The sequence below is a fragment of the Arthrobacter globiformis genome (assembly GCF_030815865.1).
Lineage (GTDB): Bacteria > Actinomycetota > Actinomycetes > Actinomycetales > Micrococcaceae > Arthrobacter > Arthrobacter globiformis_B.
Window position 1 is genome coordinate 4,070,174 of record NZ_JAUSXI010000001.1, and the last position, 12,930, is coordinate 4,083,103.

12 protein-coding genes are annotated in these 12,930 nt (G+C 64.5%); 6 read left to right on the top strand and 6 right to left on the bottom strand.

All coding sequences use genetic code 11. From position 1 onward, the window contains the following. Positions 1-311 precede the first annotated feature (311 nt). From QFZ33_RS18885 to QFZ33_RS18900, 4 genes are all read left to right on the top strand, one after another. Positions 312-1,706, top strand: a complete 1,395-nt coding sequence (locus QFZ33_RS18885; RefSeq protein WP_307029957.1) for a CpaF family protein — start codon at positions 312-314, stop codon at positions 1,704-1,706. 3 nt (positions 1,707-1,709) lie between these two features. After that, positions 1,710-2,642 (top strand): type II secretion system F family protein, encoded by a 933-nt coding sequence (locus tag QFZ33_RS18890; protein ID WP_307029959.1) that lies wholly within the window; start codon positions 1,710-1,712, stop codon positions 2,640-2,642. Between the two features lie 7 nt (positions 2,643-2,649). Continuing rightward, positions 2,650-3,534: a type II secretion system F family protein gene (locus QFZ33_RS18895; RefSeq protein ID WP_307029961.1), complete on the top strand. Its 885-nt coding sequence runs from the start codon at positions 2,650-2,652 to the stop codon at positions 3,532-3,534. A gap of 107 nt (positions 3,535-3,641) precedes the next feature. Further along, a complete protein-coding gene (locus tag QFZ33_RS18900; protein ID WP_307029963.1) occupies positions 3,642-4,103 on the top strand; it encodes an Hpt domain-containing protein in 462 nt (153 codons plus the stop codon). A gap of 3 nt (positions 4,104-4,106) precedes the next feature. Here QFZ33_RS18900 and QFZ33_RS18905 read toward each other — a convergent pair whose 3' ends face one another. Next, on the bottom strand, positions 4,107-4,889 hold the full coding sequence (locus QFZ33_RS18905; protein ID WP_307029965.1) for a response regulator transcription factor: 783 nt from the start codon (positions 4,887-4,889) through the stop codon (positions 4,107-4,109). A 250-nt stretch (positions 4,890-5,139) separates the two neighbouring features. Here QFZ33_RS18905 and QFZ33_RS18910 point away from each other — a divergent pair, with 250 nt between their 5' ends. Both QFZ33_RS18910 and QFZ33_RS18915 read left to right on the top strand, forming a co-directional pair. Further along, a complete protein-coding gene (locus QFZ33_RS18910; RefSeq protein WP_307029968.1) occupies positions 5,140-6,807 on the top strand; it encodes a sensor histidine kinase in 1,668 nt (555 codons plus the stop codon). 83 nt (positions 6,808-6,890) lie between these two features. After that, positions 6,891-8,690 carry an HNH endonuclease signature motif containing protein gene (locus QFZ33_RS18915; protein ID WP_307029969.1) on the top strand — a complete coding sequence of 600 codons (1,800 nt, stop codon included), beginning with the start codon at positions 6,891-6,893 and terminating at the stop codon, positions 8,688-8,690. Between the two features lie 42 nt (positions 8,691-8,732). Here QFZ33_RS18915 and QFZ33_RS18920 read toward each other — a convergent pair whose 3' ends face one another. From QFZ33_RS18920 to QFZ33_RS18940, 5 genes are all read right to left on the bottom strand, one after another. Further along, a complete protein-coding gene (locus QFZ33_RS18920; RefSeq protein ID WP_307029972.1) occupies positions 8,733-9,218 on the bottom strand; it encodes a sensor histidine kinase in 486 nt (161 codons plus the stop codon). 141 nt (positions 9,219-9,359) lie between these two features. Further along, entirely contained in the window at positions 9,360-10,220 is an 861-nt protein-coding gene (locus QFZ33_RS18925) for a response regulator transcription factor (RefSeq protein ID WP_307029975.1), read from the bottom strand. Between the two features lie 81 nt (positions 10,221-10,301). Then, positions 10,302-11,192 (bottom strand): tRNA pseudouridine(38-40) synthase TruA, encoded by an 891-nt coding sequence (gene truA / locus QFZ33_RS18930; protein WP_307029977.1) that lies wholly within the window; start codon positions 11,190-11,192, stop codon positions 10,302-10,304. A 31-nt stretch (positions 11,193-11,223) separates the two neighbouring features. Continuing rightward, positions 11,224-11,808 (bottom strand): 50S ribosomal protein L17, encoded by a 585-nt coding sequence (gene rplQ / locus QFZ33_RS18935; RefSeq protein WP_307029978.1) that lies wholly within the window; start codon positions 11,806-11,808, stop codon positions 11,224-11,226. A 78-nt stretch (positions 11,809-11,886) separates the two neighbouring features. Further along, on the bottom strand, positions 11,887-12,897 hold the full coding sequence (locus QFZ33_RS18940) for a DNA-directed RNA polymerase subunit alpha (RefSeq protein ID WP_190608220.1): 1,011 nt from the start codon (positions 12,895-12,897) through the stop codon (positions 11,887-11,889). Positions 12,898-12,930 lie beyond the last annotated feature (33 nt).

Below are 12,930 nucleotides of genomic sequence, written 5' to 3' on the forward strand. Positions count from 1 at the left end.
GTGCCCCGCTGCGCATCCCGCCTGCGCCGATGCATGCCCCTTCACGGCACGCGTCCGACCCTGCGCTCATGCGCGCTGCTGCCCCGTTGCAGGTCCAGCCTGCGACCTCGGCGTCGATAAACGCTGCCGCGCGACCAGCTGTGTCCGCCTACCAGACGCGTGCTGCACGGCGTGCAGCCGAGGCCGCTGCCCAGGCGGCGGGTGCTCAGTCGCAAGCTGTCTCGTCCGCTGCCACAGCGCCGGCCGCGGTGACGGCGCCCGCTCGGGGCGCCGCGGAGGAGCGCGCTGACTCGGCTGCTACTGCTCCTAGCATGCAAGCTCGCGGCCGCCGACTCGCTGTGCATGGGGCACCGGCACCCGCGCAGCCGCCCATCGCAGCGCAGACGGAACCGTCCAAGACCAAGGCCCAGCAGCCGGTGGACGTTTTTGCCGCACTCAAACAGCGTGCCGCGACGGCCCTCTTTGAACGCATGGGTGCTCGGTTCAATGACTCAACGCTCACGGAGCAGGAACTCCGCCGAACGGCTCGCGAAGAGCTCATCCGCATCATCGACGCCGAACAGGTGCCGCTGACTGCGGACGAGCGGACGCGTTTGGTGGCAGACGTTGCCGATGACGTGCTGGGCTACGGCCCGCTCCAGCGCTTGCTGGACGATCCTGCCGTCACCGAAATCATGGTGAACCGGATGGACCAGATCTACGTTGAACGAAAAGGAACACTGACGCTGACGGACTCGCGGTTCAGCTCTGAAGAGCACCTGCGGAAAGTCATTGAGCGCATCGTGTCCAAGGTGGGCCGGCGCATCGACGAGTCTTCGCCGCTGGTTGACGCGCGCCTGGAAGACGGCTCGCGTGTCAACGCTGTGATCCCTCCGCTGGCCGTCGGCGGTTCATCATTGACCATTCGTAAGTTCAGCAAGGTGCCACTCACGGTCCAGAATCTCATCGACTTTGGGACACTGACGCCGGAAATGGCAGAGCTGCTCAACGCCTGCGTCAAGGCCAAGCTCAACATCATCGTTTCCGGCGGTACTGGCACCGGTAAGACGACCCTGCTCAACGTCCTGTCTTCCTTCCTTCCTTCCGACGAGCGCATCGTGACCATCGAGGACGCCGTAGAGCTCCAGATCCAGCAGGACCATGTGGTGCGGCTGGAAAGCCGCCCGCCGAACACGGAAGGCAAGGGCGAAGTGACCATCCGCGAACTGCTCCGGAACTCCCTGCGTATGCGCCCGGACCGGATTGTGGTGGGTGAGGTCCGCGGCGGGGAATCCTTGGACATGCTCCAAGCCATGAACACGGGCCACGACGGTTCGCTGTCTACGGTGCACTCCAACTCGCCCCGTGACGCCATCGCCCGTCTGGAGACTTTGGTCCTCATGGCAGGAATGGATCTGCCGCTGCGTGCCATCCGCGAACAGATTGCCTCCGCGGTGAACCTCATTGTCCAGATCTCCCGTCTCCGGGACGGTACCCGCCGCATCACGCATGTGACGGAGGTACAGGGCATGGAGGGTGACATCGTTACGCTTCAGGACGCCTTCGTCTTCGACTACTCGGCCGGAGTGGACCAGCACGGAAGGTTCCTTGGAAAGCCTGTCCCGACCGGCATCCGCCCTCGCTTCATCGACCGCTTTGAGGACCTCGGAATTCACGTATCGGCCGGTGTCTTCGGCGCACCCCCAGTCTCACCCGAAAGGCACTGACTCATGATCGTCACACTGGGCGTCGTCCTTGTTGTTGCCGCTGTGGTGCTGGGCTGCGTGGCGGTGCTGATCCCCCGCACCCCCACTGTGCCGCTGGACCGCCGTCGTCCGTTCCGGTCTGAAGCGCATTCGCAACTGACGCGCTTTGCCGGCTCCGCCGTCCAGGAAATCGAGCGTTTCCTCGCCAAGCGGAACATCCGGTACTTCAACCGGGAAGTCCTTGAAAACGCCGGTCTGCGCCTGAGCCAGGCAGACTTCCTACTCCTTGTATTGATCGGCGCGTTTGTCGGCGGGCTGATTGGCCTCGTGGTGGCGGGGCCTTTGCTGGCCATTCTCCTGGTCATCGCGGCACCGTTCGTTGGCCACCTTCTGCTAGGTGTCCTGGCCAGCAAACGGCGCACCAAATTCGGTGACCAGTTGGGCGACACCCTGCAATTGCTGTCCGGCAGCCTACGCGCGGGGCACAGTATCCTGCGTGCCGTCGATGCTGCCGCCAACGAAGCACAGGCGCCGACCTCCGAGGAAATGCGCCGCATCGTCTCGGAGACGAGCCTCGGCCGGGACCTGCTCGTTTCGCTCAACGACACTGCTGAGCGAATGCAGAACGAGGACTTCGTCTGGATCTCTCAGGCCATCCAGATCAACCGCGAAGTGGGTGGCAACCTGGCTGAAGTCCTGGACCAGGTCAACGAGACCATCCGCGAGCGAAACGAGATCAAGGGCCACATCAAGTCCTTGGCCGCAGAAGGGAAATTCTCCGCCTACATCCTCATGGCGCTCCCCGTCGGCATCGTGGCCATGCTCATGGTGGTCAGTCCGGGTTACATGGACAAGATGGTTTCCACCGTATTGGGCTGGATCATGATCGTTGCCTCGATCATCCTGATGACCATCGGTGGTCTCTGGATGCGCAAGATCATTGACCTGAAGTTCTGAGGCGCTCATGGATCCCCTGATTCTCCTTTCCCTCCTCTTGATCTGCCTGCCGCTCGGCTACCTTGTTTGGTCCTTGCTCTCCACGGATAAGAAAGGCCAGGCGGTTGCCCACGACATTCTGTCCAGGGGGGCCGACCGCGCCGAAGTGGAGAAGAAGACCAGCACGGGTCGGCTTGAAAAGATCGGCCGCCGGCTGACTCCTGCCGGCTATGTGCAGAAGCTTGATCATCTGCTCTCCCTTGCTGGCCGCCCGGCAAACCTTCCGCTGGGCCGCGTGCTCGCGGCCAAGCCAGCGTTGGGTCTCGTGGGCGGCCTCATTGGACTGTGGCTGAGTTCCATCGGAACGACGCCAATCATCAAGCTCATAGGACTGTTCGTCCTGTTCCTGGGGTACTTTATCCCGGACCTGCTGCTCTACAGCAAGGGTCAGGAGCGTCAGAAGGCCATGCAACTGGAGCTTGCCAATACCCTGGACCAGATGCTGATTTCAGTCGAGGCGGGCCTCGGCTTCGAGGGAGCCATGGCCCGCGCGGGCGAGAACGGCAAGGGGCCCCTCGCGGAGGAACTGGTCCGCACGCTGCAGGACATGCAGGTGGGCCGCAGCCGCCGGGAGTCCTATATCGCCTTGGCGGAACGCACCAACATCCCGGAACTGCGCAGCTTCGTGCAGGCAGTGGTGCAGGCGGACACTTACGGCATTGCCATCAGCCGCGTCCTGCGAGTGCAGGCCAAGGTGATGCGGGTGAAGCGCCGGCAGCGTGCCGAGGAGAAGGCGATGAAGCTGCCGGTCATGATCCTGTTTCCGCTGCTGTTCTTCATCTTCCCGGTCCTGTTCATTGCCATCCTGGGCCCTGCCGTCATCAACACCATCGAGACATTCGCCAACCAGTAAAGTGGGGGGCTTCCGCAGGATTTTCCACACCACAAGGTACCCGCAGGGTTTCCACAGGATCCAAGCTCAATCAGGGTTTTCCCAACCTCAGAAAGTAGCCTTAAGTCATGTCCATTTCAGGTTCCGGAGCAGCCGAGAGCAACGCCAACGGCGTCTGTCTTCCGGCGCCTGGCATCCCTGATGGCTTGGCTTACAACGAATCGGAGAGTGCCACCTTGCCCGTCCTCGACTTGGATGTACTTCACGACCTTGAAGAAGACATGGGCAACACCGGGGTGGCACACAACTTCGCCCGGGACTACATCAGGATCTGGGATAAACGCCGGACGTACCTCGAAGCGTCCGTCGAAGATGACGACGCCGAGGCCGCCATGGATGCGGTTCTCAGCCTGAAGAACTCTGCATTGATGGTTGGCGCCACACGGCTGGCGAAGCTGGCCGTGGACCTGGAGCAGCTGGTCAAGCGCGGCGACCTGTCAACAGCACGGCAGCTGCTGCCGTGCGTGGCCCTCACCGGCGCTGAAACCGTCAGTGGGCTGAAGCTCGGCTACTTGCCCCCGGACGCCTAAACACTACTCCGCCCGCTTTGGCGCCAGCCGGTAGCCCACGCCACGCACCGTGACGAGCCAGCGGGGGTCCTGCGGGTCCTCACGGAGCTTGCGGCGCAGGTTGCCGATGTGGACCTCGACGGCCCTTTCGTCGGCTTCGCTGATGTAGGTGTCCTCGCCGTAGTACTCGCCCCGCACCACGCGCACCAGATCTGCCCGGGTGCGCACCGCGCCCGTTCCCTTCAGCAGCTCGTGCAGCAGGTCGAATTCGCTCCGGGTCAGCCCCAGCGGCGTGCCTCCCAGGGCGACGGTCCGGGTTTCGGTATCGAGTGCCAGCCCGTTGTGCTGCAGTACGGCGCCCCGGCGCGAACCGGCGGGAGCGGCGGAGCCAACCGGCCCGGACTCCGCAGAAGACGGAGCATCGGCACCGGAAGCAACGCGGGGCCTGCGCAGCATCGCCGTTATCCGGGCCCGCAGTTCCCGCGGCCGGAAGGGCTTGACGATGTAGTCGTCCGCTCCGCCCTGGAGTGCCGTGATGGTGTCAAGCTCCTCATCCCGGCCGGTCAGCATCACAATGTAGGCGTCACTGAACTGCCGGATGCGCCGAAGGACTTCAAAGCCGTCAATGTCCGGAAGACCGACGTCGAGAGTTATTACGTTCGCCTGGCGCTGCCTGGCCACATCAACCCCGTCACGCCCGGTCCCTGCCGAGTGCACCTCAAAACCAGCCTGCTGCAAAACCGCGTCGAGGAGATTCCGAACGTCCACATCATCCTCGATGACCACGGCAACACCAAGATCACCCACCACTACCTCTATCCAGGTAAAACCACCGCACAGCCCAGCGCAATGCGGTAAGCGTTACCAGATTACCTACGCTACAACGTAGAAGGGCTCGAAGAGCGAAAATTACCCATATCTTTTAGACGTACACCGGACACCAGCGCCGCCCCTCCAAATACTAAAGAATAGGTGTGCATAATGGGCATCATGTCTTCGTATAAACACGAGCGGTCTTGGAATTCGGAAGAGCAGGCCAGTACCGGGCGCAGCCGCATTGGGTGAGCACGTGCTGGTCCGCGACACGGACCGATTCTTCCGCCGGCTGCAGCCCCGCATCCAGGTGGCGCTCTGCCAGCTCCCGGTGACGGTCATTCTCGCCGCGCTGGCGATTGCCGCCCCCGCTGTCTGGCCGACGCTCATCGAGAGCGGCGTGTTTATTGCGGCCATCATCATGATGATGGCGTTGTTTCTTGCCTGCTTTCTGATTCCCTGGGAGCGGCTTCCGGCCAACGCCTATCTGGTAATTCCGGTGCTGGATCTGGTGGTCATCGGACTCGCCCGTAATGGCGCCGTCCCTGCCGTAGCCGGGCTGGGAGTTCTGGCGATATTTCCGGTGATCTGGCTGTCCAGCTCCGGGGCCTTCGCCCGGACCACTATCTTCCTGAGCTTTTTCGGCACCTTGCTCATCTCCTCTCCGACACTGGTGCAAAAGTTTCCCAACATTTCACCTTCGGACATTGCCTCCGCATTTCTGCTTCCGCTAATGATGCTGGCCGTATCGCTGGCAATCAGGTTCGCCAGCGCCAACGTCCGGCTACAGCGCCAGAGGCTGGAGAAAAAGGACGCCGAACTCCGCGAACTGCTCGTGGAAAGCAGAAACCGCGAACGGCTGCTCAAGACCATCCTGGACACCACCGACGTCGGGATTGTGGCCGTGGATGCGGACGGCCAGAAGGTTCTGGTCAACGACCAGCAGAAAACCTTCCGGCAGGCGGCGGCCCCCGCCGGCACGGAGCAGCCGCTGGAAGCACAGCAGCTCATGTTCGGCCAGGACCGGGTGACCCCGCTTCCGCTGGACAAGCGCCCCATCCGACGCGCCGTTGCCGGCGAGACTTTCGCCGATTACCTGGTGTGGCTGGGCGAGGGATCCTCGCAAAAGGCCGTCTCCACGGCCGCGCGGATCATCAAGAACGACGACGGCGGGTTCAGCGGGGCGGTCATCGCCTACACCGACGTCACAGGCTTGGTGGAGGCACTCTCCGCGAAGGAAGAGCTGATCTCCAACATCTCTCACGAATTCCGCAGTCCGCTGATGTCAGTTTTGGGCAATGTTGACCTGGTGCTGGATGAAGCGGATGGCCTGTCCCCCGACTCCGTGCACCGGCTGGAAGTGGTGCAGCGCAATGCCGAACGGCTGCTTTCTCTGGTCTCCGAGCTGCTTGTGTCGGCGTCTGCCGTCCTGGCTGTGCATCCTCGCCGGACCGACCTGGCAGGGCTGATCGAGAACAGCATCGGCTCCGTCCAGGCGCAGGCCGACGCCAGCAACGTCTCCCTGGCCACCGACGTCCCCGCGCCCCTATGGGCGCACGCTGACCCGCTCCGCATCGGCCAGGCTCTGGACAACCTGGTGTCCAATGCCGTCAAATACTCTCCCGACGGCGGCAAAGTCACCGTGAGTGCCCGGCGCAGTGACTCTTGGGTGCAGCTGACGGTCCAGGACACTGGCATGGGCATCAGTGAAGAGGAAACATCGCGCATCTTCACCCGGTTCTTCCGCACCCAGGCGGCGCGCCAGGCCGCCATTCCCGGGGTGGGGCTGGGCCTGTCCATTACCAAGACCATTGTGGAGCGGCATGGCGGTGCCATCTCCTGCGCCAGCAAGCCCGGCGCAGGCACCACCTTCACCCTCACGCTGCCGGCGGAGGGCGCGCCGGAATCCTGACGCTGGGGTCAGGCCCAATCCGGTTTTCCACATAGCCCCGGGGCAGCGTCGTTTTTGTCATAGGCCGATGGCATGCTTTGGGTATGGATAACAGTGCGGCTGCGGATGCGTTGGAGGCTATTAGTGCCTCGGCCGCGGCGGTGGCTGCCAAGTTCCGCAAGGCGGCTGATCCTGGTCCCGCGGACGTGGATTCGCTGCCAGGTGAGGCGGAGCCGCCGCAAGATGAGGCGGATCCGCTGGGTGCTCGGGCGAATGCCTGCCTGGACGGTCTGGCCGACGTGGCCGGGATGGAGGCCCGGCTGGCGGCCGTGAAGGTGCATTTGGCCGCCGCTTTCGCCAAGGCGGAGGAGGGCATGACTCCGCCTGACACGTCTGCGCAAGACCGCACCGTCCGGCAGATGTCCGCGACAGCTGAGATTGCTGGCGCCCTGACTGTGAGCGAAGGCGCGGCGGATCGACTGCTGCTCGAATCCGCCACGCTGACGAGGGACCTTCCGTTGACACTGGCCGCCCTGCAGGCGGGAACTATTTCCTGGCAGCACGCGCGGGTGATGTGCGACGAAACGGACGGGCTGGATCCGGCCGTGGCCGCTGCTTTTGAGGCGCATTTCCTGGACCCGGACGCGCCCAACGCGGCTCGGGGTTGCCCGGCGGGAGAGCTGACACCGGCGAGGTTCCGGGCCAAGGCCCGCTATTGGCGGGAACGGCACCACCCGGTCAGCATCGAAACCCGGCACACCAAGAGTGCGAAGGACCGGCGGCTGGAATACGTTCCGGACCGCGACGGCATGGCCTGGCTCTCGGCGTACCTGCCCGGGGACCAGGCCGCGGGGATCTGGAACCGCACCCCCGCCGCCGCCCGCGCCATGCAGGGCCCCACCGAATCCCGCACCCTGACCCAGCTCCGGGTCGATGCCGCCGCCACGTGGCTGCTGGGCCCAGCTCATCGGGTCGACAGCGTGCCTGATGACCCGACCGCAGAATCCCTTCCCGCAGTTTCCCTGATCGCAGACTCCGTCCTGGCCGATGAGGTGCCAACCGGTGGTGTGCCGTCCCCGGCGGCGCAGGTCCTGGTCACCGTTCCGGTGTACTCACTGCTCGGCCTGACGGAGGAACCGGCCACGCTGGACGGTTATGGTCCCATCCCGCCGTCCATTGCTCGCCGGCTCGTCGCCGACGGCGGGACGTCATTCCTGCGGGTCCTGACCGACCCCCGCGACGGGGCGCCGCTGGAGATCGGACGCACCAGCTACCGGCTGACGAAGCCGATGCGCCAATGGCTGCGGCTCCGCGACGCAAAATGCACGTTCCCGAGCTGCAACAACCACTCCTTGGACAACGACGCCGACCACATCCTCGCTTGGGCCGACGGCGGCGGAACCGGGGTCGCCAACCTTGGCCAGCCCTGCCCCAAGCACCACCGCCTGAAACACACCACGGCGTGGAGACCCGTCGGCGCCACCCGCGACGCCCCTCCCGGCTGGATTTCGCCGTCAGGACGTTCCTACTCGAGCGAACATCAGGAGTGGGAACCACCCCAATGGCCACGACAAATCCAAGCCATGCTCAGTAGTGATGACCGAGCCGGACGCGAACAGCCCGGCAAGCCCGGCCTGCCCGACCCGCCATCCGACCAAGACTGGCGCACGCCCCCGGACTGGCCGGAACCGGCCGGCTGGCCCGATCCGATGGACCAGCCGGCCGGGCCGGAGGAATTCGAAGGGTTCGACGATGACTACGGTCTCGCCGGCTTCGAAGGTCGCGAATGCCAGGAAGCTTATGGCGCCCCGGACGATGTCGACGGCCCCGAGGCCTTCGTCGGCACGGAATCACCACTGCCAATGGATCTCTGGCCCGACTGGGCATCAGGTACAGCCGCGTAGGAAGCGCGCGTCAGTAGGGAGACGTGCCCTCGTCCCTTGCCCTTAATCCAGCGGCAGGGTCACGGTGACGGACGTTCCCGCAGCCGGAGCCGTGACGATCGCCATATTGCCTCCCGCAGAACCGACGGCGAGGCGCATGAGCCTCAGCCCCATGCCCGAGTGCCTGCCGTGGGTGGCAGCCTCAACGTCGAAGCCGCCGCCGTCGTCGGTAACGCGGAGCTGGACCGCATGGTTGTCCCCGGATCGGCAGACACAGCAGAGCCGGACGGTCACCGAGGACGCGTCGGCATATTTATGGATGTTGCTCAGGAGCTCCTGTGCCGCCCGGTAGAGCAGCGTGGCGGACTTCCTGTCCACTTCCATTCCATGATGGGGCGCCTCGAGGTGCACGGCAATCCCACGTTCGCGCAGCGGGAGGGCCAAACGGTCAATCGCCCCCGCGACGCCAAGCACGTAGAAATCGACCGGATGCGTATCGGTAAGAACGCCACGGACTGCGACGACGTCGTCGCTTGCTAGTGATTTCATGTCTTAACGGTGCGCCCGGTGCCTTGTTATTTTCTTGTAACCCTGGCGGCGTGTCCCCCGTTTGCAGGGGCGCATTCTGAGCGTCAGGGAAAGCAACGGAGTAGCTGCGCCCTGACCTGCGGCTACGCCCGGCGCTGGCCACTACGCCAGGGTGTAGCCGGCTCCGCGGACGGTCTTCAGCCAGCGGGGCCGCCTCGCGTCGTCCCCCAGCTTGCGGCGCAGGTTGCCGACGTGGGTTTCGATAATCCGGCCGGGGTCCCGCCCACCGGCATTGCCGCCGACCAACGTGCCTGCTTCCCGCTTCAAAAGACCCAAAAGCTCGACGAGTTCCGCCTTGCTGACCACGCCGCTACCGTGCTGCAGCAGGATGAACAGGAGGTCGAACTCGGTACGGGTCAGCTGCAGGGCACGGCCGCCGAGCGTTGCGTCCCGCGTTGCGTTGTTGATCTCCAACCCGTTGTGCTCGAAGGCCTGGGCTGCTGGAAGGGCTTGGGCTGCTGGAAGGCCCTGCGCTATTGCAAGGCCGTGGGCCGGAGCGGGTGCAGGCATGGTCTTCACCTTGGCCGAGGCCAGCAGCCGGGGTGAAACCAGGGGCGCTGTCCGCGGCGTGACGATCGGGGGGACGGTTAGCTGCCGCGGCCGGCGCAGCATGCCGTCAACACGGGCCCGCAGCTCCCGCGGCCGGATGGGCTTGACCATGTAATCGTCAGCCCCGGCATCGAAGCCCTTCAATGTGGCCCCCAGGCCGCTTCGCGCGGTGATGATCAGGATGTAGGTGTCGCTAAACTCGCGGATGCGCCGCAGCACCTCATAGCCGCCGATATCGGGAAGCACCAGATCCAGTGTGACGGTGTCCGGCTGCTTGGCACGCACCAGCGCAAGCCCGGCTTCGCCGGTGTTAGCGCAGTGCACGTCGAAACCGGCTTCCCCAAGCGTGGTGCGCAAGACCGATCGGACTTCCTCATCCCGATCGATAACGACAACGACGCGATGATCATTCATCCCTTACCCCCTGTAAGGACCGCATGATTAAAGACTGCGACTCAGCCTACTAGCCGCGGGGCGAAAACAGCGGCACAAATCTTACTGACGCACCGCCCGTGTGAGCTCTGCCCGGGCCAGCAGTTCGCCGTCGGAGGGGTAGGCCACTTCCTCGAACACCAGGGGGTGCGGCGCGGCAAGGACGGAGCGGGCATCGCGTTTCCTCGCCAGCAGCCGCTCGTGCAGCCACTCCGGACGTTCCTGCCCCTCCCCCACATACAAGGCCGCGCCCACCAGGGCGCGGACCATGTTGTGGCAGAAGGCGTCGGCCTGGACCGTGACGACGATGACGCCGTCCTGCCCGCGCGAAAACTCGAAGCGCTGCAGCTCCCGGACGGTGGTGGAACCTACACGCGGCTTGCAGAAGGACCGGAAGTTGTGCAGGCCCAGCAGCTGCGCCGAGCCTTCGTTCAGCAGGTCCACGTCCAGGGGCGTCTTGTGCCAGAGCGTGTCGTACCGGCCGAGCGGATCCCACTTCTCCGGTCCGTCCGCGATGCGGTAGCTGTAGCGGCGCCACAGGGCGGAGAATCGGGCGTCGAACCCTTCAGGGGCGACGGCGGCATGGTGCACCATGATGGCGCCGGTCTGGTCCCCCAGCCCGCGGCTGAGCGTGCCCCTCAGGCGGCGCAGAAGGGCGACGGCGGGATCGACGGCCGCACCACGGTTCAGTCCCAGCCACTCGGCTTCGGTGAGGTCCAGGTGGACCACCTGGCCGCGGGCGTGCACGCCGGCGTCGGTGCGCCCGGCCACAGTGACGCGCACCGGCCGGCGAAGCAGCAGCGCCAGCGCGTCCTCCAGAACTCCCTGAACGGTACGCAGCCCCGGCTGCACTGCCCACCCGCTGAACGGGCCGCCGTCGTACGCCAAATCGAGCCGGATACGCAAAAACCCGCCGCCCCCCAAAACGGGGGCAGCGGGTTTTTGGTGGGTCATAGACTCAAGTCTATGCGAAGGATTTAGCGAACTACTTCGCGTCCTTGGCCTCGTCGGCAGCAGCCTCGTCAGCGGCAGCTTCCTCGGCCGGAGCCTCTTCAGCAGCAGCTTCCTCGGCCGGAGCTTCCTCAGCGGCGGGAGCCTCTTCGGTTGCAGCTTCGGTCTCAACGACCTCTGCCTCGGGAGCTTCCTCAGCGGCCGGAGCAGCAGCGGCAGCAGCCTGGGTGGCCTCGGCTACAACAGCCTGCTTGGCGGAAACCGGCTCGAGAACCAGCTCGATGACAGCCATGGGAGCGTTGTCGCCCTTGCGGTTGCCGATCTTGGTGATGCGGGTGTAGCCGCCGTTGCGGTTCTCCACAGACTGCGCGATGTCGGTGAACAGCTCGTGGACGATGCCCTTGTTGCTGATCAGGCCGAGAACGCGGCGGCGGGAAGCGAGGTCGCCACGCTTGGCGAAGGTGACCAGGCGTTCTGCGTACGGCTTCAGGCGCTTGGCCTTGGTGACCGTGGTGGTGATCCGCTTGTGCTCGAACAGTGCGGAAGCCAGGTTCGCGAGCATGAGACGCTCGTGAGCCGGGCCGCCTCCGAGGCGCGGACCCTTAGTGGGGGTAGGCATAATTGTTTCTCCTCATATGGAAGCCGGGAGGCTGCGCACAACTCGGTGCGGACCAGCCCCTCGGCCAAGATCTGCTTGTTAGAGCTCGTCGTCGCTGAACGCGGCGTCGTCCTCTTCGATGGCTGCGGCGCGGGCTGCCAGGTCGAAACCGGGAGGCGAGTCCTTCAGGGACAGACCCAGTTCAACCAGCTTTGCCTTGACCTCATCGATGGACTTCGCACCGAAGTTGCGGATGTCCATCAGGTCAGCCTCGGAGCGGGCAACGAGTTCACCCACGGTGTGGATGCCCTCACGCTTGAGGCAGTTGTAGGAACGGACGGTGAGGTCCAGATCCTCGATCGGCAGAGCCATGTCTGCTGCCAGGGCAGCATCCGTCGGCGACGGGCCAATCTCGATACCCTCAGCTGCGGTGTTCAGCTCGCGGGCCAGACCGAACAGTTCCACCAGGGTCGTGCCAGCGGAAGCAACGGCATCGCGCGGGGCGATGGCCTGCTTGGTCTCGACGTCGACAATGAGCTTGTCGAAGTCGGTGCGCTGCTCAACACGGGTGGCTTCCACGCGGAAAGTAACCTTCAGCACCGGCGAGTAGATGGAGTCAACCGGAATACGGCCGATCTCTGCGTCGCCGGACTTGTTCTGAGCTGCCGAAACGTAGCCGCGGCCGCGCTCGATGGTCAGTTCGAGTTCGAACTTGCCCTTCGAGTTCAGCGTGGCAATGTGCAGATCCGGGTTGTGGAACTCGACGCCGGCCGGCGGAGCGATGTCCGCGGCGGTGACGACTCCGGGGCCCTGCTTGCGCAGGTAAGCAACAACCGGCTCATCGTGCTCGGAGGACACAGACAGGTTCTTGATGTTGAGGATGATCTCGGTGACATCTTCCTTGACACCCGGAACCGTCGTGAACTCATGCAGCACGCCATCGATCCGGAGGCTGGTTACAGCGGCACCGGGGATGGAGGAGAGCAGGGTACGGCGGAGGGAGTTTCCGAGGGTGTAACCGAAGCCCGGCTCCAGCGGTTCAATGATGAACCGGGAGCGGTTTTCGGAGACGACCTCTTCGGAGAGGGTGGGGCGCTGTGCAATGAGCACTTAGGTTTCCTTTCGGCGAGCATCCGCTATATG